This is a genomic window from Streptomyces sp. 3-6 (assembly GCF_056323165.1).
Map to the genome: position 1 here is coordinate 1 of NZ_JBWHZP010000020.1, position 22,277 is coordinate 22,277.

The 22,277-nt window shown below is 72.5% G+C and carries 18 protein-coding genes and 1 pseudogene; 12 read left to right on the top strand and 7 right to left on the bottom strand.

What is annotated here, in order from left to right; genetic code table 11:
- Positions 1-302 precede the first annotated feature (302 nt).
- Together AC02VZ_RS22325 and AC02VZ_RS22330 are read left to right on the top strand one after the other, a co-directional pair.
- Positions 303-659 carry a YciI family protein gene (locus AC02VZ_RS22325; protein ID WP_476476229.1) on the top strand — a complete coding sequence of 119 codons (357 nt, stop codon included), beginning with the start codon at positions 303-305 and terminating at the stop codon, positions 657-659.
- A 512-nt stretch (positions 660-1,171) separates the two neighbouring features.
- Complete coding sequence (locus AC02VZ_RS22330) at positions 1,172-2,380, top strand: RNA polymerase sigma factor (RefSeq protein ID WP_432055072.1); 1,209 nt, start codon at positions 1,172-1,174, stop codon at positions 2,378-2,380.
- A 207-nt stretch (positions 2,381-2,587) separates the two neighbouring features.
- Here the strand turns inward: AC02VZ_RS22330 and AC02VZ_RS22335 are convergent, their stop codons facing one another.
- Positions 2,588-3,772 carry a THUMP-like domain-containing protein gene (locus tag AC02VZ_RS22335; protein ID WP_476476230.1) on the bottom strand — a complete coding sequence of 395 codons (1,185 nt, stop codon included), beginning with the start codon at positions 3,770-3,772 and terminating at the stop codon, positions 2,588-2,590.
- Positions 3,773-3,862: 90 nt separating this feature from the next.
- Between AC02VZ_RS22335 and AC02VZ_RS22340 the strand changes: the two genes are divergently transcribed.
- From AC02VZ_RS22340 to groL, 4 genes and pseudogenes are all read left to right on the top strand, one after another.
- Positions 3,863-4,807, top strand: a complete 945-nt coding sequence (locus AC02VZ_RS22340) for a polysaccharide deacetylase family protein (RefSeq protein WP_432055036.1) — start codon at positions 3,863-3,865, stop codon at positions 4,805-4,807.
- Positions 4,808-5,175: 368 nt separating this feature from the next.
- Positions 5,176-5,886: pseudogene (locus AC02VZ_RS22345) on the top strand (polysaccharide deacetylase family protein); the annotation flags it as partial.
- A gap of 218 nt (positions 5,887-6,104) precedes the next feature.
- Positions 6,105-6,413 (top strand): co-chaperone GroES, encoded by a 309-nt coding sequence (gene groES, locus AC02VZ_RS22350; protein WP_073932713.1) that lies wholly within the window; start codon positions 6,105-6,107, stop codon positions 6,411-6,413.
- A gap of 114 nt (positions 6,414-6,527) precedes the next feature.
- Positions 6,528-8,153, top strand: a complete 1,626-nt coding sequence (groL, locus tag AC02VZ_RS22355) for a chaperonin GroEL (protein ID WP_362090668.1) — start codon at positions 6,528-6,530, stop codon at positions 8,151-8,153.
- A gap of 121 nt (positions 8,154-8,274) precedes the next feature.
- On the opposite strand, the gene AC02VZ_RS22360 is transcribed toward groL, so the two are convergent.
- From AC02VZ_RS22360 to AC02VZ_RS22375, 4 genes are all read right to left on the bottom strand, one after another.
- Positions 8,275-8,982 carry an ester cyclase gene (locus AC02VZ_RS22360; RefSeq protein WP_432055037.1) on the bottom strand — a complete coding sequence of 236 codons (708 nt, stop codon included), beginning with the start codon at positions 8,980-8,982 and terminating at the stop codon, positions 8,275-8,277.
- 778 nt (positions 8,983-9,760) lie between these two features.
- On the bottom strand, positions 9,761-10,534 hold the full coding sequence (locus tag AC02VZ_RS22365) for an SDR family NAD(P)-dependent oxidoreductase (RefSeq protein ID WP_432055038.1): 774 nt from the start codon (positions 10,532-10,534) through the stop codon (positions 9,761-9,763).
- Between the two features lie 167 nt (positions 10,535-10,701).
- The gene (locus tag AC02VZ_RS22370) at positions 10,702-11,019 is read right to left on the bottom strand and encodes a hypothetical protein (protein WP_432055039.1); all 318 of its coding nucleotides are present in this window, start codon (positions 11,017-11,019) and stop codon (positions 10,702-10,704) included.
- 362 nt (positions 11,020-11,381) lie between these two features.
- Entirely contained in the window at positions 11,382-12,161 is a 780-nt protein-coding gene (locus AC02VZ_RS22375; RefSeq protein ID WP_432055040.1) for an MOSC domain-containing protein, read from the bottom strand.
- A gap of 80 nt (positions 12,162-12,241) precedes the next feature.
- On the opposite strand from AC02VZ_RS22375, the gene AC02VZ_RS22380 reads away from it, so the two are divergent.
- Positions 12,242-13,138 carry a LysR family transcriptional regulator gene (locus tag AC02VZ_RS22380; RefSeq protein WP_476476231.1) on the top strand — a complete coding sequence of 299 codons (897 nt, stop codon included), beginning with the start codon at positions 12,242-12,244 and terminating at the stop codon, positions 13,136-13,138.
- A gap of 185 nt (positions 13,139-13,323) precedes the next feature.
- On the opposite strand, the gene AC02VZ_RS22385 is transcribed toward AC02VZ_RS22380, so the two are convergent.
- Positions 13,324-13,656: a WhiB family transcriptional regulator gene (locus tag AC02VZ_RS22385; protein ID WP_432055042.1), complete on the bottom strand. Its 333-nt coding sequence runs from the start codon at positions 13,654-13,656 to the stop codon at positions 13,324-13,326.
- A 379-nt stretch (positions 13,657-14,035) separates the two neighbouring features.
- Between AC02VZ_RS22385 and AC02VZ_RS22390 the strand changes: the two genes are divergently transcribed.
- From AC02VZ_RS22390 to AC02VZ_RS22405, 4 genes are all read left to right on the top strand, one after another.
- Positions 14,036-14,647, top strand: a complete 612-nt coding sequence (locus tag AC02VZ_RS22390) for a response regulator transcription factor (RefSeq protein WP_003948568.1) — start codon at positions 14,036-14,038, stop codon at positions 14,645-14,647.
- A gap of 489 nt (positions 14,648-15,136) precedes the next feature.
- On the top strand, positions 15,137-15,724 hold the full coding sequence (locus tag AC02VZ_RS22395; RefSeq protein ID WP_476476232.1) for a sigma-70 family RNA polymerase sigma factor: 588 nt from the start codon (positions 15,137-15,139) through the stop codon (positions 15,722-15,724).
- Between the two features lie 160 nt (positions 15,725-15,884).
- Complete coding sequence (guaB, locus tag AC02VZ_RS22400) at positions 15,885-17,387, top strand: IMP dehydrogenase (protein WP_476476233.1); 1,503 nt, start codon at positions 15,885-15,887, stop codon at positions 17,385-17,387.
- Positions 17,388-17,512: 125 nt separating this feature from the next.
- Positions 17,513-18,637: a GuaB3 family IMP dehydrogenase-related protein gene (locus AC02VZ_RS22405; protein ID WP_432055045.1), complete on the top strand. Its 1,125-nt coding sequence runs from the start codon at positions 17,513-17,515 to the stop codon at positions 18,635-18,637.
- Between the two features lie 188 nt (positions 18,638-18,825).
- On the opposite strand, the gene AC02VZ_RS22410 is transcribed toward AC02VZ_RS22405, so the two are convergent.
- Entirely contained in the window at positions 18,826-20,034 is a 1,209-nt protein-coding gene (locus AC02VZ_RS22410) for a nucleotide sugar dehydrogenase (RefSeq protein ID WP_476476234.1), read from the bottom strand.
- Positions 20,035-20,311: 277 nt separating this feature from the next.
- On the opposite strand from AC02VZ_RS22410, the gene AC02VZ_RS22415 reads away from it, so the two are divergent.
- Entirely contained in the window at positions 20,312-22,018 is a 1,707-nt protein-coding gene (locus tag AC02VZ_RS22415) for a glycerol-3-phosphate dehydrogenase/oxidase (RefSeq protein WP_432055047.1), read from the top strand.
- The last annotated feature ends 259 nt before the right edge of the window (positions 22,019-22,277 follow it).

Consider the following 22,277-nt stretch of genomic DNA (forward strand, 5'->3'; position numbering starts at 1 on the left):
CCCGAGGCCCCCGCATCGACCGGACCAGCTACAAAGCCACCACCGGCATCGAAATCCTCGCGCCCGCAGGCCCTTGACGACACGCCCCAGCCGCAAACTTCACGGCCTTGGAGCTAGCACCGCGATCCTTTACGTGCGGGGACCTGGCCGCGGCCTCGAACGCGCGGGCGCCCGACGTCCGTGGGCGGTCGCGCGAAAAACTCCGGAGAATTTCCGGGAGGCGTGTCGATTCCGGCGTCGTCCGTTCGACGCAGGGGTGAGAGGCCGGGAAGGACCCGGTCCGCACGACACGAGGAGTCACCATGCCGCGTTACCTCTCCATGATCCGGATCGACGAGGACAACGCCCCCGCCGAGGGCCCGAGCCCGGAGCTGATGCAGCGCATGGGTGAGCTGATCGAGGAGATGACCCAGGCGGGCGTCCTCCTGGACACCGCCGGGCTGACCCCCACCGCCCAGGGCGCCAGGGTGCACTACGAGGGCGGCGAACTGTCCGTCACCGACGGGCCGTTCACCGAGAGCAAGGAGGTCGTCGGCGGGTACGCCCTGCTGCAGGCCAAGGACCGGGCCGAGGCGATCGAGTGGACGAAGCGGTTCCTGAAGGTCCACGAGCCGCACTGGACGGTGACCTGCGAGGTGCGCGAGGTCGTCGAGGGCTGAGCCGGAGGCGGCTGGGGGCGGGGCGCGCGGCTGGGCCGCACGCGGCGGAGCCGGCCCGTGCGGGGCAGCCCGCCCCGCCTCACCTGCCTCGTCCGCCTCACCTGCCGCCTCCTTCGCCTTCCCTGCCGCCTCCTCCGCCTCGTGCGGCCCGACCGGTCGTCCCGGCCCCGTGCGCCTCGCCTGTTTGGCCCGGCGGCCGTACCGGTGTCTGATGGTGGGTTGTGACACCGCAGCCCACCCGAGGCCCCCGTGACGGCGGAAGCGGCAAGGCAAGCGGCGACGGAACCGGCGGGCCGGCCGGTGCCCGTCCCCCGGGGCAGCCGGACCCCGCCGGGCCCGTCGATGCCGCCGGGCCTGCCGATGCCGCCGGGTCCACGGGGACGGAACCCACCGGCCCCACGGGGACGGAGACCGCCGGGTCCGCCGCGACCGCGCCGCGCGCCGGTACCGCCCCGAGCGTGGGCACCGCACCGGTCGACGACACCGCGCGGACCATCGACGCCGTCTTCCGCATGGAGTTCCCCCGGGTGGTCGCCGGGGCGGCCCGGATCGTCCGGGACGTCGGCATCGCCGAGGAACTCGCCCAGGACGCCCTCGTCGCCGCGCTGGAACGGTGGCCGTCCGACGGCGTGCCCGACAACCCCGGCGCCTGGCTGACGACCGCCGCCCGCCGCCGCGCCGTCGACCTGGTCCGGCGCCGCGAGACCTACGCCCGCAAGCTGGCGGAGATCGGCAGGGACCTCCCGGCCGCGGTGCCGCCCGAGGAGCCCGCAGACCCGGACGCCATCGATGACGACCTCCTCCGGCTGGTCTTCACCGCCTGCCACCCCGTGCTCTCCGCGGAGGCCCGGACCGCCCTCACCCTGCGCCTGCTCGGCGGTCTGACGACGGCCGAGATCGCCCGGGCGTTCCTGGTGCCGGAGCCGACGGTCGCCCAGCGCATCGTCCGCGCGAAACGCACGCTCGCGACCCGGAACATCGCCTTCGAGGTGCCCCGCGGCCCGGACCGCGAGGCCCGCCTCGGCTCGGTCCTGGACGTCATCTACCTGATCTTCAACGAGGGGTACGCCGCCACGGCCGGCGACGACTGGCTGCGCCCCGCGCTGTGCGAGGACGCCCTGCGGCTGGCCCGCGTACTGACCGGGCTGATGCCCGACGAACCGGAGGTGCACGGACTGACCGCCCTGCTGGAGTTCCAGTCCGCCCGCGCCGCCGCCCGCACCGGCCCGGACGGCGAGCCGGTCCTGCTCAAGGACCAGAACCGGTCCCGCTGGAACCGTCTGCTCATCGCCCGGGGCGTCACCGCCCTCGGCCGCGCGGAGGCCGCCGCCGGCGGGGTACCGGGGCCGTACGCCCTCCAGGCCGCCATCGCGGCCTGCCACGCCCACGCGCTCCGCTACGAGGACACCGACTGGGCCCGGATCGCCACCCTCTACGGGGTGCTCGCCGCCCGGGCGCCCTCGCCGGTCGTCGAACTCAACCGCGCGGTCGCCGTGTCCATGGCCGAGGGCCCGGCCGCCGCGCTCCCCCTGGTGGACGCCCTGACCGGTGCGGCGGCGCTGCGGGACTACCACCTGCTGCCGAGCGTGCGCGGCGACCTGCTGGCCCGCCTGGGCCGCACCGACGAGGCCCGCGCCGAGTTCACGCGGGCCGCCGCCCTCACCCGCAACGAACGGGAACGGCGGATGCTGCTCCGACGGGCGGAGGAGACGGGCGGGTAGGCCGGCTCGGTGGCTGTCCCGGCGCCGGGGGAGGAGGGCGCGGGCCCGGCCCGGCGGTTCCGGTGCCCGGGAAGGGGGCGGGACGGTGAGGGCGCGCTGCCGGCTCGGCGGGGGCCCGGCACCGGGGGGAGACGGGGGGAGGGCGCGGGCCCCGGCGCGTGACGGCCGGCGGTCACGTCACCGGGTGGCCCGAGGACGCGGCGGAGGTCACGTCACCGGGTGGCCCAGCAGCATCGTCGGGGCGCCCGCGACGCGGGTCAGGAAGACCGTGACGGCGGCGCTGCCGTGCGGCTTGGGCAGGACCTTGCGGCGCAGTTCCTCCGGCTCCACCGCCGAGCCGCGCTTCTTCACGGTGAGCGTGCCGACCCGGCGCTCCCGCAGGAGTGCCTTCAGCTTCTTGGCGTTGAACGGCAGGCGGTCGGTGATCTCGTAGGCGGTGGCGTACGGCGTCGGGCGGTGGGTGTCGGCGGTGACGTACGCGATGGTCGGGTCGAGGAGCCCGCCGTCGAGTTCCTGGGCGACCTCAGCGACCAGATGGGCCCGGACGACCGCGCCGTCGGGCTCGTACAGGTACCGGCCGGGCGGGCGCACCGCCGGGTCGGGCAGGCCGCGGGAGACGAGCGTGCGCGGCCCGGGCAGCAGCGTCGCCAGGACCCGGCCCGGGGGCACCCGCTGCTCGGGGCCGCACCACAGCACGGCCTCCTTCACGTCGCCGCCGTCCGAGATCCACTCGGCGGCGAAGTCCTCGGGGACGGCCTCGTGCGGGATGCCCGGCGCGACCTTGAGGGCGGCGGCGAGCCGTGCCGCGCGGGCCGCCCCGACGGCCCAGGACAACGGGGGCGAGTACGCCTCGGGGTCGAAGACGCGGCCCCGTCCGCCTCGCCGGGCCGGGTCGACGAAGACGGCGTCGTACCCCCCGGTGGCGACCTCGGCGACATCCGCCTGCCGCACCTCGATCAGGCCGTCGAGCCCCAGGGCCTCGGCGTTCGCCCGTGCCACCGCCGCGGTGAACGGGTCCCGGTCCACCGCCAGGACCCGGATCCCGGCGCGGGCCAGCGCGATCGCGTCCCCGCCGATGCCGCAGCACAGGTCCGCCACCGAGGTCACGCCCCGTTCCACGAAGCGTCGCGCCCGGTACGCCGCCACGCTCGCCCGGGTCGACTGCTCGACGCCGTTCGGCGTGAAGAACATCCGGGCGGCGTCCCGCTCCCCGAACTTCGCCACCGCCCGTTGCCGCAGTCGTGCCTGGGCGAGTGCGGCCGACACCAGTTCCGCCGGGTGGGTGCGGCGCAGCCGGGTGGCCACGGCGAGTTCCTGCGCGGGGGAGGTGGCGCGCACCTCGTCGAGGAGGGCGCGGCCTTCGGGGGTGAGGAGCGGGGCGAGGTCGTTCACCGGGTCATTGTGGGCCAGTCGGTGGACCGTGCGCGTCCCGCCGCGGTGTCGGACGGGGTCCCGCGGGACGGGCTGCGAGGATCCGGCACCATGCGAGTAGTAGGACAAAATGACAAAAGCGGGGCGCTTTGCGGGAAGCGGCGGCCCTCCGGCAGGAAACGGATCGGTCTCGCGGGTCTCGCCCTCGCCGCCCTCGCCGCGGGCTGCGGCCAGGGCGCCGCCACCGAGGTGGAGGGAGCGGGCGGCCAACAGCCCCTGAACGCGCCCCCGGCCCGCGCCCTCGACTCCTATGCCGACAAGCTCCACGCCCGCCAAGCGGCGCGCGCCGCCGCGGCCCGCAGCTGGGGCCTGAAGCAGGTGCCCCTCGCCGCCCCGGCGCCCCCCGCGCGCAAACCGACGATCACCACCCGCAAGGGCTTCGAGGTGGAGGGTCACCGGCGCCTGGACCTCCCCCCGGTCTTCACCACGGTCCCGACCCGGCAGAAGGTCGTCTTCCTCACCATCGACGACGGTGCCGAGAAGGACCCGGAGTTCCTGCGGATGATGAAGGAACTGCGGATCCCGTACACCGCCTTCCTGAGCGACTACGTCGTCAAGGACGACTACGCCTACTTCGAGAAGATGCAGGACCAGGGCGTCGGCCTGCACAACCACACCCTCCACCACCCCTACCTGCCGAAACTCTCCTACGAGCAGCAGAAGCGCGAGATCTGCGGCATGCAACGGGTGATCGAGAAGCGGTACGGCGAACGCCCCGTCCTGTTCCGGCCGCCCTTCGGCAACTACAACAAGGACACCCTGCGCGTCGCCAAGTCCTGCGGCATCACGCACGTTCCCCTGTGGAACGAGGAGGTGTTCGCCGACCGGTGGGACTACCGCGAGTGGGACCGCAAGCTCCGCCCCGGCGACATCGTCCTCAGCCACTTCCGGGGGCAGGGCGACTGGAAGGGCACGATGCCCGACATGATCCGCCGCTTCCTCGACAAGGTCACGGCCGAGGGCTACGCGGTGGGGCGCCTGGAGGACTACCTGTGAGGCGGGGCCCGGCGCCCAGGCTCCGCCTCCTGGCCGCCGGCGCCGCCGCCCTGTTCACCACTCTCGCGGCCTGCGGCACCCCCGCCGCGGGACCGCCGGGCGCCCCCGCGCGGCACGCCGACGGTTCCGCGGGGCACGCCGACGGTTCCGCCCAGCCCGGGAAGGGCAGCCGTGACGGCCCCGGTTCCGGTGCCGAAGGGGCCACCGGAGGTCGTGACGGCCCCGGGGCGGAGGCCGGTGCCGGAGCCGGTCCGGGCGCCGGCGCGCCGACGGGGGCGGAGGCGGAGGCGGGTGCCGGGGACGGCGCGGAGGCGGGTGCGGCCGGTGCGGCCGGTGCCGCGAGCGGAGGGAGCGGAGGAAGCGGAGGGAGCGGGTCGGCGGGTGAGCGGCGGGAGGCACCGGCGGGGGACCGGCTTCCGCCGGTGATCGACCGCCTCCCGACGCGCGAGCAGGTCGTCTTCCTGACCTACGACGACGGTGCGGGGCGGGATCCCGGCCTCATCGACCTGATCCGCCGACGCCGTCTCCCGGTCACCCTGTTCCTCACCGACACCGTGGCCGGTCCCGGATACGGCCACTTCGCCCGGCTGCGGGCGGTCGGCGCCGGCCTGCAGAACCACACCCTGGACCACCCCTCCCTGCGGGGCCTGCCCTACGCCGGCCAGCGTGCCGAAATCTGCGGCCAGCAACGCAAACTCCGGACCCGCTTCGGTGTCCGGGCCCGCTTCCTCCGCCCGCCCCACGGCACGTACGACACCACGACGCTGCGCGCCGCCGCCGACTGCGGGATCGCCGCGGTGGTCCTGTGGAGCGCCACCGTGCGGCCGGACGGCACCCTCGCCGACGCCCGCGGGCCGCGCGAGCCGCGCCCCGGCGACATCATCCGCGTCCCGTCGGACGGCCTGCCGACCCCGTCCCTCCGGGAGCGCACGGAACGGCTCCTGACCGAGCTGGACGGGCGCGGCCTGACGGTGGCCTCCCTGGAGGACCACTGGGACGCCACCGGGCCACCGTCCGCCGGCGCGCACCGCGACACGTCCGCCCCACCGCCCGCCGGCCGGGCCGCCGGAAGCGGCTGAGCACGGGTGCGGAGGGCGCGCCCGCCCCGACGCGCGGGCACGTAATTGGCACTCCGCTTGACCGAGTGCTAATCGCGGTCATAGTCTCGGGTCTGGCACTCCCCCCTGGAGAGTGCCAACAACGCGACGGGCAGGTCCGGCACCCGCGACGACGGATCGACCTGGTCGCCACCTCAGACAGTTAACCCCGTGAGATCTCCGAAGGGGGAGGTCGGATCGTGACGACCGCCAGCTCCAAGGTTGCCATCAAGCCGCTCGAGGACCGCATCGTGGTCCAGCCGCTCGACGCCGAGCAGACCACGGCTTCGGGCCTGGTCATTCCGGACACCGCCAAGGAGAAGCCCCAGGAGGGCGTCGTCCTGGCCATCGGCCCGGGCCGGATCGAGGACGGCAAGCGCGTCGAGCTCGACGTGAAGGTCGGCGATGTCGTGCTCTACAGCAAGTACGGCGGCACCGAGGTGAAGTACAACGGCGAGGAGTACCTCGTCCTCTCGGCTCGCGACGTCCTCGCGATCGTCGAGAAGTAAGCCACCTCGAAGCACATTTGCTCGAACTGCGCCCCTGGCCCCCGCCATCGCTGAGAAGCCGGGCGCCCGGGGCGCAGTGTTGTCATCCAGATTTCCGAGAGGGCTCCCGCTGCCATGGCGAAGATCCTGAAGTTCGACGAGGACGCCCGTCGCGCCCTCGAGCGCGGCGTCAACAAGCTGGCCGACACGGTGAAGGTGACGATCGGCCCCCGCGGCCGCAACGTCGTCATCGACAAGAAGTTCGGCGCCCCCACCATCACCAACGACGGTGTCACGATCGCCCGCGAGGTCGAGATCGAGGACCCGTACGAGAACCTCGGCGCGCAGCTGGTGAAGGAGGTGGCGACCAAGACCAACGACATCGCTGGTGACGGCACCACCACCGCCACCGTGCTCGCCCAGGCCCTGGTCCGCGAGGGTCTGAAGAACGTCGCCGCCGGTGCCTCTCCGGCCGCCCTGAAGAAGGGCATCGACGCGGCCGTCGCCGCGGTCTCGGAGGACCTGCTCGCGTCGGCCCGCCCGATCGACGAGAAGTCCGACATCGCCGCCGTGGCCGCGCTGTCCGCCCAGGACCAGCAGGTCGGCGAGCTCATCGCCGAGGCCATGGACAAGGTCGGCAAGGACGGTGTCATCACCGTCGAGGAGTCCAACACCTTCGGCCTGGAGCTCGACTTCACCGAGGGCATGGCCTTCGACAAGGGCTACCTGTCGCCCTACTTCGTCACCGACCAGGAGCGTATGGAGGCCGTCCTCGACGACCCGTACATCCTGATCACGCAGGGCAAGATCGGTGCCATCGCCGACCTGCTGCCGCTGCTGGAGAAGGTCATCCAGGCCAACTCCTCCAAGCCGCTGCTGATCATCGCCGAGGACGTCGAGGGCGAGGCCCTGTCGACCCTGGTCGTCAACAAGATCCGCGGCACCTTCAACGCCGTCGCCGTGAAGGCCCCCGGCTTCGGTGACCGCCGCAAGGCGATGCTGCAGGACATGGCCGTCCTCACCGGCGCCACGGTCGTCTCCGAGGAGGTCGGCCTCAAGCTGGACCAGGTCGGCCTGGACGTGCTCGGCTCCGCCCGCCGCGTCACTGTCACCAAGGACGACACCACGATCGTCGACGGCGGTGGCAACAAGGAGGACGTGACCGGTCGCGTCGCCCAGATCAAGGCCGAGATCGAGACCACCGACTCCGACTGGGACCGCGAGAAGCTCCAGGAGCGCCTCGCGAAGCTGGCCGGCGGCGTGTGCGTGATCAAGGTCGGCGCCGCCACCGAGGTGGAGCTCAAGGAGAAGAAGCACCGCCTGGAGGACGCCATCTCCGCGACCCGCGCCGCGGTCGAGGAGGGCATCGTCTCCGGTGGTGGCTCCGCGCTGGTCCACGCCGTCAAGGTCCTCGAGGGCAACCTCGACAAGACCGACGACGAGGCCACCGGTGTCTCCGTGGTCCGCAAGGCCGCCGTCGAGCCGCTGCGTTGGATCGCCGAGAACGCCGGCCTCGAGGGCTACGTGATCGTCTCCAAGGTCGCCGAGCTGGAGAAGGGCAGCGGCTACAACGCCGCCACCGGCGAGTACGGCGACCTGATCAAGGCCGGCGTCATCGACCCGGTCAAGGTCACCCGCTCCGCCCTGGAGAACGCCGCCTCCATCGCCTCCCTCCTCCTCACGACCGAGACCCTGGTCGTCGAGAAGAAGGAAGAGGAGGAGCCGGCCGCCGCGGGCCACGGCCACGGCCACGCCCACTGAGGCACCGCCTGATCGGTGAAGCCCCCGCTGTCCGTCAGGGAGCGGGGGCTTTCCCGTGCCCTGCCCACGCGACCGGCGGGGGCGGGTGGCCGCCGTGGCCCGAGCGCGGCCTGCGCCCGGCTCAGAGGTCCGTGGGCTCCAGGGCACCGAGTCGCGCCAGCAGCCCCAGTCGGTCGTACTGCCACCAGCCCTCGGCGATCCGGCCGCGGTCGTCGAAGCGGAAGACGGTCGTCCCCGTCATGGCCGCCTTCCTCCCCGTGGCGGGGATGCCCAGGAACTCGCCCTTCTGCTTTCCCTCCCAGGACCATCGCGTGCACACCCGGTCGCCCTCGGCGAACTGGTCCTCGACGCGGAGGACGAAGTCGAACCCGTCCCGCCACACGTCCATCTCGCGCCGCAGGTGATCCAGCCCGATCACGTCCTGCTCGTTGGCCGGATCGTGGTCGTAGTAGTGCTCGGCGACCATCCCGGCCATCGGGGAGAGGTCGCCGTCACCGGCCAGCACCTCGAAGAACCTCCGTGCGGTAGCGGTGTGCAGCTGCGCGTCCCGCACGACGTCCAGGTTGGTGAACGTCGGTGTCCCGTCGCACAGCGCCACCATCTCCCGGAAGATCCGGTCGGTCTCCGGCAGCCGCGAGTTGCGCATCGCCTCCTCGTACGACGGGAACTCCACGATCTCGATGACGTGCGACGCGTCCGCGCGGTCCTTGCCGACCACCGCGTGCGTCGCCGTCCGCCGCCCCTTGGACTGCTCGACCCACTGGTCCATGAGCCGGTTGATGTCGTCGAAGCGGTTGGTCCGGCAGTCGATGAGCTGGACGAAGGTCATCACGTTCACCTCCGGCCCCCCCTGCGTGTCGGGTCCGGGTCCGGGTCCGGTTCTGGTCACGAGCCGCACCTCATTTTCGCACCGGACCACCGTCGCCACATCGCTTCGCCGAGCGGGCACGGCGGGAGCGACCGCCCGGACGACGGCCCGGAAACCCCGCGGATGACGGCACGGGACCCTGCGGACGACGGCACGGGACCCTGCGGACGACGGCACGGGCGCCTACCGCCCATGGGAAGGCGCCGGTCGCGGTCGGGGCACCTACTGTCCGCCAGGCAGGCGCCCGTCGGCACCCACTGTCTACGGGCACGCCCGTCGGGCACCGACCGTCCGGAAGGCGGCCGACCGGCACCGGTACCGGCGCGGACACGGCGATCCGGCACCCGCCGGGCCGACTCCGGTGCCGCCTTGCCGGGCGCCCGGACGGCACCAGCTCACCGGCTTCCCGGGGCATCCGGACGGCCCCGGCTCCACCCGAAACCCGGACGGCCCCGGCTTCGAGGTGTCCGAGCAGCCGGCGCGGTGCGCTCCGGCTGCGGCACCCTTCCGGCGTGCCGGTCTGGTTCCGGCACTCTTGCGGCTTCGGCTCCGGCGCCTGTCGGGGTTCGGTACCCCTCCGGCTTCGGCACCGGTCAGGCGGCGGTACGGGCCCCGGTGCCCGAGGGCGGCCTCCGGCTCCGGGGTCGGCGCCAAGGTCTGGATACCGGACCGGACTGCTGCCGCCGTTCCCGGCACGCTTCACCGCCCGGGCCGGCGGCTCCCCGCGCTCAGGCCCCGTCTACTGCGGGCCGTACTTGCGCCCCGTACGGGAGGTGAGCCCGCCGAGCATGCCGCGCGGGACCAGCTTCGCCGCTCCCATCAGCGCCTTGTAGCGCGGATCGGGGATGGACACCGCCTTGCCGCGGGCCAGGTCCGCCAGCCCCGCCTCGGCCACCTTGTCGGCGTCCAGCCACATCCAGTTGGGGATGCTGTCCGTCCCCATCCCGGCGCGCTCGTGGAACTCGGTGCGCACGAACCCCGGGCACAGGGCCATCAGGCGCACCCCGCTGCCGGCCAGATCCTTGGCCGCGCCCTGGGTGAACTGCACGACCCACGCCTTCGACGCCCCGTAGGTGCCGCGGGGTACGAACGCCGCCACGGAGGCCACGTTGACCACGCCCCCGCGCCCACGTTCGCGCATCGCTTCGGCCGCCGCCGACGTCAGGCGCAGCACGGCCTCGCAGTGCACCTTGATCATCCTCAGCTCGTCGGCCATGGAGACGTCCAAGTACCGGCCCTTGTTGCCGAAACCGGCGTTGTTGATCAGCAGGTCGACGGGGTTCTTACGGTCCCCGAGACGGTCGGCGACCGCCTCGATGCCCTTGTCCTCCGCCAGGTCGGCCGAGAGCACCTCGGCCTCGATGCCGTGCAGGTCGTGCAGCTCGGTCGCCTGCTCCCGCAGCCGGGCGATGTCGCGGGCCACCAGCACCAGGTCATGTCCGTCGGCCGCCAGCCGCCGCGCGAACGCGGCACCGATACCTGCCGTCGAACCCGTAATCAGAGCCGTTGTCATGGCGCAAGACTAGTTACCCGGAGGCAAGCCGTCCGCTCGCTGCCCCCGCCTCGTGCGCTGCCCCCGCCTCGTGCGCTGCCCCCGCCTCGTGCGCTGCCCCCGCCTCGTGCGCTGCCCCCGCCTCGTGCGCTGCCCCCGCCTCGTGCGGTGCACGGGGCTCGGCCTCCTCAGCCGTGTGCAGCGTGGGTGCGCGCGGTCGAGGCGTTCCGCAGATGCGGACGTATCAGTTCGTCGTAGGTCTGCCGATTCGGCCGTAGGGTGCCGTCGTCGACCACGGCCCGGTCTCCCCGGAAGCCGACGTACCGCATCGGTACACGGTCACCGGAGAACCGCGTGCCGTCGAAAGCCGACTCGGCCGGCGGCGGTATCGCGAGGGCGTTGTCGATGGTCTCCCGGCCCACCGTGCTCACCGCGGTGTCCGTCCACCACCGGGCGAGCAGGGTGCCGACGGCCACTGCGAAGGCGGTGACCAGCGAACTCAGCATGGCGACAGGGTGCTTCCGGCGGAAGCGGTCACGGGTGGTGCCGGGCGGAACCTCTCCGCTCGGCACTGCGCTCGGGATCGGGAAAGAAGGCATGCAACGAGCGTCGTGGATCATGGCCCGCCGAACATCGGGGAACTGCCCCCACTCACCCCGGAGACAACCCCCGCCCGCTGTCCGGGGTTTCCCCTTAGGTGTGCTGTTCGGCAGGTTGGTGGCGCGGCTGACTGGCCGTATCCGACGGGCGACCGTACACCGCCGTATGACGGCGTCAGCCGTCAGCCGTCAGCCGTCAGCCGTCCGCTGTGCGCTGTCAGGCGTCCGCTGTCGGCCCTCCGCCGACGTGCCGACGTGCCGTCGTGCCGTCAGCCTGACGGCACGGTCGCCGACTTCTCCGCGTTCCGGGGCCCACCGTCTCCCTCGGACCCTCCGGACCCGTCGGACCCCCCGTATCCCTCAGGTTCCCCCAGCCTCTCGGACCGTTCGATCCTCTCCACGTGGGCCCGTGCGGCCGCCAGCGACTCCGGATGAAGCGCCGGTCCCGCCGCCAACAGTCTCGGGAGCAGGGTCCGGTCCGTCGTCATCGCCCGGAACTGGAGGGCGACCGTCACCTCGTGACCGGGCCGGTGCACGACACGCACCGGGTCACCCGCCCGTACGTCACCGGAGCGCACGACGCGCAGGTACGCACCCGGCGCTCCCCGCTCGGTGAACCGTTTCACCCAGCCCTTCTCACCCAGATGGCCCTGGAAGGTGCGGCACGGGATGCGGCCGCTCGTGACCTCCAGGACCACCTCGTCGCCGATGGCCCAGCGCTCGCCGATCAGCGCGCCGGACACCTCGATGCCCTCGGTGGTCAGGTTCTCGCCGAAGCAGCCGTTGGGCAGCGTCCGCCCCAGGGCGCGTTCCCACGCGTCGAGGTCCTCCCGGGCCATCGCGTAGACGGCCTGGTCGTCTCCGCCGTGGTGCCGGGTCTCGCACACCGCGTCCCCGGCCAGCCCGCTGCCCCCGACGCCCTTGGGGCCGGGGGCGGACACCCGGACGGGCCCGTCCACCGGTCGTTTGTCGATGCCGGTCACCCCCTCGGGTTGGGACGTGTAGGGGACGGGACGGGGGCGTCCCAGGTTCACAGAGAGAAGCCGCATGACCGCACGGTAGGCGACGGAGCTAAAAGCGTCGACGGAGTATGGGCCCGGACATCAAAGGCTCGCTTATCCTTGGCGGTGTGATCGAAGCCCGCCACCTCCGCGTGCTGCGCGCCGTGTCCGTCAGCGGTTCCTTTTCCGCGGCGGCCCGCGAGCTGGGCTGCACCCAGCCCGCCGTCAGCCAGCAGATGAAGGCCCTGGAGACGTCCGTCGGCACCCCGCTGCTCGTCCGCAGCGGTCGCGAGATGCGCCTGACCCAGGCCGGAGAGGCGCTGGTGCGGCACGCGGCCGGGATCCTCGCCGGGCTCACCGCCGCCGAGGAGGAAGTCGCGGCCATCGCCGGGCTGCGGGCCGGGCGCGTGCGGCTGGTGTCCTTCCCCAGCGGCAGCTCCACCCTGGTGCCGGCGGCGCTGGCCGCGCTGCGCGACGCGCACCCCGGCACCCGGGTGTCCCTGGAGGAGGCGGAGCCGCCCCGCTCCGTCGGACTGCTGCGGGACGGCGACTGCGACGTGGCCCTCGCGTTCCGCTACGAGGGGGCCGCGGGGGCCGAGGAGTGGGACGACCTCGTCGTCCGGCCGCTGCTGTCGGACCGGCTGGTGGGCCTGGTGCCGGAACGGCACCGGCTCGCGCGTGCGGAATCCGTCGCCATCGGCGAGCTCGCCGACGAACCGTGGATCGCGGGCTGCCCGCGCTGCCGCGGGCAGCTGGTGGAGGTGTGCGAGACAGCCGGCTTCACCCCGCGCATCGACTTCGCCACCGACGACTACCCGGCCGTCGCCGGGCTGGTGGGCGCCGGACTGGGCGTGGCGGTCCTGCCGCAGCTGGCCGTGGAGTCCGTCCGGCCCAGGGGCGTGTGCACGGTCCGCCTGGAACCCGCCGTGCGACGTGAGATCGTCGCGCTCACGCTTCCGGACCTCGCCCAGGTCCCGGCGGTCGCCGCGACGCTCGACCACCTCGCGCGGGCGGCCGCCCGGTAGCGGACGGCGCGGGTCCGCCCGTGTTCCCGGGGTCGCGCGACCGACCTGCGCGGACCGTGAGGTGATCACCTCCGCCGATCACCTCCGCCGATCACCTCAGTCGGCCACTCCCACCGATCACCTCCACCATCACCTCCAGCGACAAAACAAGGGCACCTGCGTGCCCCTTGCGGAGAAACGTTCCTTCAGTTGTTCGAGGCGGCGTGTCCGCCGCTGCCGGCCGACGCCGACACCAGTCGGTGCCGCGCCCGTCCCATCAGTTCTTCGCGCTCGTCCTCGGTCAGTCCGCCCCACACGCCGTACGGTTCGCGTACCGCCAGCGCGTGGGCCGCGCACTCGGCGCGCACCGGGCACCTCATGCAGACCTCCTTGGCCGAGTTCTCGCGAGCGCTTCGCGCCGCACCGCGCTCGCCCTCGGGGTGGAAGAAGAGGGAGCTGTCCACCCCGCGGCACGCAGCCAGGAGCTGCCAGTCCCACAGGTCCGCGTTCGGTCCGGGAAGGCGGGAGAAATCTGCCATTGCGTGACCCCTTGTAGCCGTTCTGGGCGGATCCGGTGTCCACGACCGTACAACTACGATCCAAGGAGATGAAAATATGACTCATTGCGAATCTAGTCGCAGACACCAACAAGAGGGAAGAAAAGGGTCTAAATGGTGCACGGGTTGTGATGAATCGTGGAGGGTCTGCGCGCATGTCTGCACCGTGTCCGCGTCCTCACGTAGAGTGCCGAAGGTGGCAGACGGCCCCGTAACTCTTTCGAGTGACCGTCGTTGAGAGTGCGAGGCGGTTGAAGGAACAAGCGCTCGGGCGGGCGTCCGAGACGGTCGACCGCACAGGTGACGATTTCGTACCAGCCTGGAGGCTCAAGGTGACGCGCATCAGCTGCGGAGGGCGGCCATGACTTCCGTCCTCGTCTGCGACGACTCCCCGCTTGCCCGAGAGGCGCTTCGCCGCGCGGTTGCGACCGTGCCCGGCGTGGAGCGCGTGACGACGGCGGCCAACGGCGAGGAAGTCCTCCGCCGCTGGGGCGCCGACCGCTCGGACCTGATTCTGATGGACGTACGCATGCCCGGCCTGGGCGGCGTCGAGACGGTCCGGCGGCTGCTGTCCGCTGACCCCGGTGCGCGCATCATCATGCTCACCGTGGCCGAGGACCTCGACGGCGTGGCGCTCGCCGTCGCCGCCGGGGCGCGCGGTTACCTGCACAAGGACGCCTCCCGCGCAGAACTGCGCGCGACCGTCACGCAGGCTCTCGCCGACCCGACCTGGCGGCTCGCCCCGCGGCGGCTGCGCTCCGCCGAGATGGGGGCCGCCCCCACGCTCACCGCGCGGGAGATCCAGGTCCTGGAGGGCATGAGTCACGGCCGCTCCAACGCGGAGATCGGCCGTGAGCTGTTCCTCTCCGAGGACACCGTGAAGACGCACGCGCGGCGCCTGTTCAAGAAGCTGGGCGCCTCGGACCGGGCCCACGCGGTGGCGCTCGGATTCCGGTGGGGTCTGGTGCGCTAGGGCCTGTCCTTCGGATCGGACCGGACGCGGTGCCCGGCACCGGACGGCGACCGGCGAGCGGGGGCACGTCGATGCCCCCGCGCGGCCCGTGCCCGCACGGCACGCACCCGCGGTCACCGAAGACCGGTGGCGCCTCCGGCGCGGCAGCCGGCCCGCCGCTCCCGCGGCGAGGGCGGCCGGGCCGGAGGAGACCGGGGTCCCGCGGCGCCGGGCCGATCCGGACGACAGGTCCCGGCGCTTCCCGAACGTGCCGCGACGCACCCCCCGCAACGGCGCCCCACCAGGGCGGGGACGGCACCCGACGGGTGCCCGCTGCTCGTTTCGCCGCGGATGACGCATCCTTGAGGTGTGGAGTTCCTCGGGGACGGGTCGGTCGAGCGGAAGGGGAGGGCGCAGGGGATGAGTTTCGGCGCACCTGCTCATAACGCTTCGGTGCACAACCAGGGACGCGGTGCCGCGGACCCGTCGGCCGCAAGGCACCATGGACCGATGCGCGACGACGAGGCGGGCACTGCCCAAGGGGCGATCGGTGCGCTCGTCCATCGCGCGGTCGACGGCGACGAGCAGGCCACCCATGACCTGCTGGCGCACGTCCACCCCCTGGCCCTGCGCTACTGCCGCACCCGGCTGTCCCGCCTCCCGGGCGACGCCCGGCACTTCGTCGAGGACCTCGCCCAGGAGGTCTGCGTCGCGGTGCTGCTCGCGCTGCCCCGCTACAAGGACACCGGGCGCCCCTTCGAGGCGTTCGTCTTCGCCATCGCCGCGCACAAGGTCGCCGACCTCCAGCGCGCCGCCATGCGCCACCCCGGCTCGACGGTCGTGCCCTCGGACGAGATGCCCGAGCGTCCCGACGACTCGCTGGGGCCCGAGGAGCGCGCACTGCTCAGCAGCGACGCCGAATGGGCCAAGAAACTGCTGGCCAACCTGCCCGAGAACCAGCGCGAGCTGCTCCTGCTGCGTATCGCGGTCGGCCTCACGGCGGAGGAGACCGGCCAGATGTTGGGAATGTCACCCGGCGCGGTCCGGGTCGCCCAGCATCGTGCACTCAGCAGACTGCGCGCCCTGGCCGAGCAGTAACCACGAACCGCCGGCCGCCTCTTCGGCCCCTGAACGGGCAGCGGAACGCACCCGTACGAACATACGAAGACCTGAGCCCTGCTTGATCGTGGAATGAGCCACCCGTCCTTCCCGTTAGCATGGGCATCCGCACCGATCAAGGCCATTTGGGGAAGGTGTCATGACTGCCAACGTCGACGGAGTGCCCGAGAAATTCGCGACACTCGGGCTGACCTACGACGACGTGCTGCTGCTGCCGGGCGCGTCCGAGGTGCTCCCCAACGCGGTCGACACCTCGTCCCGCGTCTCCCGCAACGTCCGGGTGAACATCCCCCTGCTCTCGGCCGCGATGGACAAGGTCACCGAGTCCCGCATGGCGATCGCCATGGCCCGTCAGGGCGGCGTCGGCGTGCTTCACCGCAACCTCTCCGTCGAGGACCAGGCCAACCAGGTCGACCTGGTGAAGCGCTCCGAGTCCGGCATGGTCACCGACCCCATCACCATCCACCCGGACGCCACGCTCGCCGAGGCCGACGCCCTGTGCGCGAAGTTCCGCATCAGCGGTGTCCCGGTCACCGACGGCAACAAGAGGCTGCTGGGCATTGTCACCAACCGCGACATGGCCTTCGAGACCGACCGTTCCCGTGAGGTGCGCGAGGTCATGACCCCGATGCCGCTGGTCACCGGGCACGTCGGCATCTCCGGCGTCGAGGCCATGGAGCTGCTGCGCCGCCACAAGATCGAGAAGCTTCCCCTGGTCGACGACGCGGGTGTCCTCAAGGGCCTGATCACGGTCAAGGACTTCGTGAAGGCCGAGCAGTACCCCCACGCCGCCAAGGACGCGGAGGGCCGCCTCATCGTCGGCGCCGCCGTGGGTGCCAGCCCCGAGGCGCTGGAGCGGGCCCAGGCACTCGCCGAGGCCGGTGTGGACTTCCTGGTCGTCGACACCTCGCACGGCCACAACAGCAACGCCCTCAGCTGGATGGCGAAGATCAAGTCGAGCGTCGGTGTCGACGTGATCGGCGGCAACGTGGCCACGCGCGACGGCGCCCAGGCGCTGATCGACGCCGGTGTCGACGGCATCAAGGTGGGTGTCGGTCCCGGCTCGATCTGCACCACCCGGGTCGTCGCGGGCATCGGCGTCCCGCAGGTCACGGCCATCTACGAGGCGTCCCTCGCGGCGCGCGCGGCGGGCGTCCCGCTGATCGGCGACGGCGGACTGCAGTACTCCGGCGACATCGGCAAGGCGCTCGCCGCGGGCGCCGACACCGTGATGCTGGGCAGCCTCCTCGCGGGCTGCGAGGAGTCCCCCGGCGAGCTGCAGTTCATCAACGGCAAGCAGTTCAAGTCGTACCGCGGCATGGGCTCTCTGGGCGCCATGCAGTCCCGGGGACAGGGCCGGTCGTACTCGAAGGACCGCTACTTCCAGGCCGAGGTCGCCTCCGACGACAAGCTCGTGCCCGAGGGCATCGAGGGCCAGGTGCCCTACCGGGGCCCGCTGGCCAACGTGCTGCACCAGCTCGTCGGCGGTCTGCGCCAGACGATGGGCTACGTGGGCGCCGCGACCATCGGTGAGATGGAGACGAAGGGCCGCTTCGTCCGGATCACCTCCGCGGGCCTCAAGGAGAGCCACCCGCACGACATCCAGATGACGGTCGAAGCGCCGAACTACAGCCGCCAGTAGCAGCCGTCTTCCGAGGGCGGCCCCGATGGACCGGGGCCACCCTCGCCGTACGTCCGGGTCGGTGGCCGTCGTCACCGTCGGGGATACTGGAAGGCGCTGCAACGCATCAGGGAAAGGCCACAGACGTGACTGAGATCGAGATCGGGCGCGGCAAGCGCGGCCGCCGGGCGTACGCCTTCGACGACATCGCCGTCGTCCCCAGCCGCCGTACGCGGGACCCGAAGGAGGTCTCGATCGCCTGGCAGATCGACGCCTACCGTTTCGAGCTGCCGTTCCTGGCCGCCCCCATGGACTCCGTCGTGTCGCCGGCCACGGCGATCCGCATCGGCGAGCTCGGCGGCCTCGGCGTGCTCAACCTCGAGGGCCTGTGGACGCGCCACGAGGACCCGCAGCCGCTGCTCGACGAGATCGTCGGCCTCGACGCGGACACGGCGACCCGCCGCCTGCAGGAGATCTACGCGGCCCCCATCAAGGAGGAGCTGATCGGGCAGCGCATCAAGGAGGTGCGCGACTCCGGCGTCGTGACCGCCGCCGCGCTCTCCCCGCAGCGCACCGCCCAGTTCTCCAAGGCCGTCGTGGACGCGGGCGTCGACATCTTCGTCATCCGCGGGACGACCGTCTCGGCGGAGCACGTCTCCAGCTCGCACGAGCCGCTGAACCTCAAGCAGTTCATCTACGAACTCGACGTGCCCGTGATCGTCGGCGGCTGCGCCACCTACACGGCCGCCCTGCACCTGATGCGCACCGGGGCGGCGGGTGTCCTCGTCGGCTTCGGCGGCGGCGCCGCGCACACCACGCGCAACGTGCTGGGCATCCAGGTGCCGATGGCCACGGCCGTCGCCGACGTGGCCGCGGCCCGCCGCGACTACATGGACGAGTCCGGCGGCCGGTACGTGCACGTCATCGCGGACGGCGGCGTCGGCTGGTCCGGCGACCTGCCCAAGGCGATCGCCTGCGGCGCCGACTCGGTGATGATGGGTTCTCCGCTCGCGCGGGCGACCGACGGCCCCGGCAAGGGCCACCACTGGGGCATGGAGGCCGTCAACGAGGAGCTGCCGCGGGGCAAGAAGGTCGACCTGGGCACGGTCGGCACCATCGAGGAGATCCTCACCGGCCCCTCGCACACGCCGGACGGCTCCATGAACTTCTTCGGTGCGCTGCGCCGCGCCATGGCGACCACGGGGTACAGCGAGCTCAAGGAGTTCCAGCGCGTCGAGGTCACGGTCGCGGATTCGGAGCACAAGCGGTAATCACGGAGCGCGTTCGCCGCACCGACGCCACGAAGGCCGGTCGCCCCCTACCGGGGCGACCGGCCTTCTGCGTCCGGGCGGAGGTGTCCACCGGTCCGTCCCCTGCCCCTTCCGGGTCTTTCCCGCAGGTCCGGGGCGGTGCGGGCGGCAGGCGCGGTCGGCGGCGCGCGGGTCGCCGTGCGCCCCTGTCACAGCCGGTGCGCCGCCCCCGTCGGGGTCGCGCCGCGCGTGTCCAGCAGCAGCTGGGCCTTCACCGACAGTCCCTGGAGGTCGTAGGTGCGGTGCTGCTGGAGCAGGATCGTCAGGTCCGCGTCGGCCGCCGCCTCGTAGAGGGAGTCGGCTCGGGGGACGGGGCGGTCGAGCACGCTCCACGAGGGGACATGGGGGTCGTGGTAGCTGACCGACGCCCCCAGCTCCATCAGCCGGACCGCGATCTCCCGGGCGGGGCTGCCCTGCTGGTCCGCCAGGTCGGCCTTGTAGGTGACCCCGAGCAGCAGCACCCGCGCACCGCGCGCGGACTTGCCGTGCTCGTTGAGGAGAGCGGCGGCACGCTGCACGACGTAACCGGGCATCCCGTTGTTGACCTGCTGGGCCAGCTCGGCCATCCGCAGGGTGCGGCCGGTCGTGGTGGCGAGGCTCTGCGGGACGGCGTGCCCCCCGACGCCCGGGCCGGGGCGGAACGCCTGGAAGCCGAAGGGCTTGGTCTCCGCGCAGCGGATGACGTCCCAGAAGTCCACGCCGAGGTCGTGGCACAGGACGGCCATCTCGTTGACGAGGGCGATGTTCACGTGCCGGAAGGTGCTCTCCAGCAGCTGTACGGTCTCCGCCTCCCGGAGCCCGCGGGCCCGCACGACCTTGTCGGTCAGCCGGCCGTAGAAGGCGGCGGCGGACTCGGTGCAGGCCGGGGTGAGGCCGCCGATGACCTTGGGGGTGTTGGCGGGCGTGAAGTCGCGGTTGCCCGGGTCGACCCGGCTGGGGGAGTGGGCGAGGTGGAAGTCGCGGCCGGCGCGCAGCCTCGACCCCTGCTCCAGGAGCGGCCGGAGGAACCCCTCCGTCGTGCCCGGCACCACGGGTGATTCCACGATCACCGTGGTGTGGGGGCGCAGCCGGGGAGCGAGGGTGCGGACGGCGGCCTCCACCTGGGACAGGTCCGGCTCGCCGTCGGCACCCCGCGGGGCGGGCGCACAGATGAGGACCGTGCGCACCCGGCCCAGCTCGGCGGGGTTCGCGGTCACGCGGAAGCCCTGCGCGAGCATGCGGCGCAGCTCTGCGGGGCTGAGGGAGCCCGCCTCCGGGCCGGTCCGGTAGCCGATGGTGGGGATGCCTGCGGCGACGGCGGCCTGGGCCGTCGGCAGGCCGTACGGGCCGAGACCGATGACGGCGAGATCTGCGGGCATGGCGTGGACCGTCCTTCCCGATAGCCGAAGTGGGACAGGTGCGCAAGCCCTGTGGACAGGACGGGCGAGCGCAATGTCAGACTAGGAGTAAATATGACCGATATGCGGGATTGATCGACTGAGTTTCGGAGAGTCGTCCCTCTGGCGTTGTCCACAGGTCATCGGCCCGTGGTGGCTGAAGCCGGGCAACGCGGTCAGAATCTGGGCATGAGGGAGGGGAAGGAACGGGCTTCGCCCGATGGGTGCGGCCGACGCGACCGATGAGCGGGAGGCAGCAGTGAGGACAGCGACACTGGGGCCGGCGGAACGTGCCGAGTCACTCGCATCCATGGCCGAGCGCGAGCTGGACGTGCTGGTGGTCGGCGGAGGCGTGGTGGGAGCGGGCACGGCGCTCGACGCCGCGACCCGCGGTCTGTCCACGGGGCTCGTCGAGGCGCGCGACTGGGCGTCCGGCACGTCCAGCCGGTCCAGCAAGCTGATCCACGGCGGGCTGCGCTATCTGGAGATGCTCGACTTCACCCTCGTGCGTGAGGCGTTGAAGGAACGGGGACTCCTGCTGGAGAAGCTCGCCCCGCACCTCGTCAAGCCGGTGCCCTTCCTCTACCCGTTGCAGCACAAGGGCTGGGAGCGGCTCTACGCCGGGTCGGGCGTGGCGCTCTACGACGCCATGTCCATGGCCCGGGGGCACGGGCGGGGACTGCCGGTGCACCGGCACCTGACCCGCCGTCACGCCCTGCGGGTGGCCCCCTGCCTGAAGAAGGACGCCCTGGTCGGCGCGCTGCAGTACTACGACGCACGCGTGGACGACGCCCGCTTCGTGGCCATGCTGGTGCGCACCGCGGCCTCGTACGGGGCGCGGACCGCCAACCACGCACGGGTCACCGGCTTCCTCCGCGAGGGCGAACGGGTCGTCGGCGCCCGGGTCGAGGACCTGGAGGGCGGCGGTGAGTACGAGATCCGCGCCAAGCAGGTCGTCAACGCCACCGGTGTGTGGACCGACGACACCCAGGCGATGGTGGGCGAGCGCGGACAGTTCCACGTGCGGGCCTCCAAGGGCATCCACCTGGTCGTCCCCAAGGACCGGATCCACTCCACCACCGGCCTCATCCTGCGCACCGAGAAGTCCGTGCTGTTCGTCATCCCGTGGGGCCGTCACTGGATCGTCGGCACCACCGACACCGACTGGGACCTCGACAAGGCCCACCCGGCGGCGTCCAGCGCCGACATCGACTACCTCCTGGAGCGCGTGAACTCGGTGCTCGCGGTGCCGCTCACCAGGGACGACGTGCAGGGCGTGTACGCCGGTCTGCGGCCGCTGCTGGCCGGTGAGTCCGACGCCACCAGCAAGCTGTCCCGCGAGCACACGGTCGCCCACCCCGTGCCCGGACTCGTCGTGGTCGCGGGCGGCAAGTACACGACCTACCGGGTCATGGCCAAGGACGCCGTGGACGAGGCGGTGCACGGACTCGACATGCGGGTCGCCGACTGTGTCACGGAGGACGTGCCGCTGCTCGGCGCCGAGGGCTACCGGGCGTTGTGGAACGCGCGGGCGCGGATCGCCGCCCGGACCGGGGTGCACCCCGTACGCGTCGAGCACCTGCTCAACCGGTACGGCTCGGCGGCCCAGGAGGTCCTGGACCTCATCGTCTCCGACCCGGCCCTGGGCGAGCCCCTGCATGCTGCCGACGACTACCTGCGCGCCGAGATCGTCTACGCCGCCTCGCACGAGGGCGCGCGGCACCTGGACGACGTGCTGACCCGCCGCACCCGCATCTCCATCGAGACCTTCGACCGGGGCACGCGCAGCGCCCGCGAGGCCGCGGAACTGATGGCGCCGGTCCTGGGCTGGGACAAGGACCAGGTCGAGCGCGAGGTGCAGTACTACGAGAAGCGCGTGGAGGCCGAACGGGAGTCGCAGCGGCAGCCCGACGACCTCACGGCGGACGCGGCACGGCTGGGTGCGCCGGACATCGTCCCCCGATAGCGGCTCGGGCCGGCGCCGACGCCCTGGTGAGGTGCGCCTGCCCGGAGGGGTGGGTGAGGGGGCGGGCCGTGCGGTCTGTCCGCGGGTCGGGGCGAGGGGTGCCGTGCGCTCTGTCCGCGGGTCTGGTTTGACGGGCGTCGTGCGCTCCGTCCGCAGGTCCGGGTGGAAGGGCTCGGCGCGTCCTGTCCGCGGATCTGGGTGAGGGCTGGGAGCCCTTCCCGCTGCTGGAGCCTCGGGGCCGGTGGTTTCACGGTGCCCG

Coding starts and splice junctions, on each gene's coding strand:
- AC02VZ_RS22325 (WP_476476229.1), top strand. CDS start 303: ATGCCGCGTTACCTCTCCATGATCCGGATCGACGAGGACAACGCCCCC.
- AC02VZ_RS22330 (WP_432055072.1), top strand. CDS start 1,172: ATGGAGTTCCCCCGGGTGGTCGCCGGGGCGGCCCGGATCGTCCGGGAC.
- AC02VZ_RS22340 (WP_432055036.1), top strand. CDS start 3,863: ATGCGAGTAGTAGGACAAAATGACAAAAGCGGGGCGCTTTGCGGGAAG.
- groL (WP_362090668.1), top strand. CDS start 6,528: ATGGCGAAGATCCTGAAGTTCGACGAGGACGCCCGTCGCGCCCTCGAG.
- AC02VZ_RS22360 (WP_432055037.1), bottom strand. CDS start 8,982: ATGACCTTCGTCCAGCTCATCGACTGCCGGACCAACCGCTTCGACGAC.
- AC02VZ_RS22365 (WP_432055038.1), bottom strand. CDS start 10,534: ATGACAACGGCTCTGATTACGGGTTCGACGGCAGGTATCGGTGCCGCG.
- AC02VZ_RS22370 (WP_432055039.1), bottom strand. CDS start 11,019: ATGCTGAGTTCGCTGGTCACCGCCTTCGCAGTGGCCGTCGGCACCCTG.
- AC02VZ_RS22375 (WP_432055040.1), bottom strand. CDS start 12,161: ATGCGGCTTCTCTCTGTGAACCTGGGACGCCCCCGTCCCGTCCCCTAC.
- AC02VZ_RS22385 (WP_432055042.1), bottom strand. CDS start 13,656: ATGGCAGATTTCTCCCGCCTTCCCGGACCGAACGCGGACCTGTGGGAC.
- AC02VZ_RS22390 (WP_003948568.1), top strand. CDS start 14,036: ATGACTTCCGTCCTCGTCTGCGACGACTCCCCGCTTGCCCGAGAGGCG.
- AC02VZ_RS22395 (WP_476476232.1), top strand. CDS start 15,137: ATGCGCGACGACGAGGCGGGCACTGCCCAAGGGGCGATCGGTGCGCTC.
- guaB (WP_476476233.1), top strand. CDS start 15,885: ATGACTGCCAACGTCGACGGAGTGCCCGAGAAATTCGCGACACTCGGG.
- AC02VZ_RS22410 (WP_476476234.1), bottom strand. CDS start 20,034: ATGCCCGCAGATCTCGCCGTCATCGGTCTCGGCCCGTACGGCCTGCCG.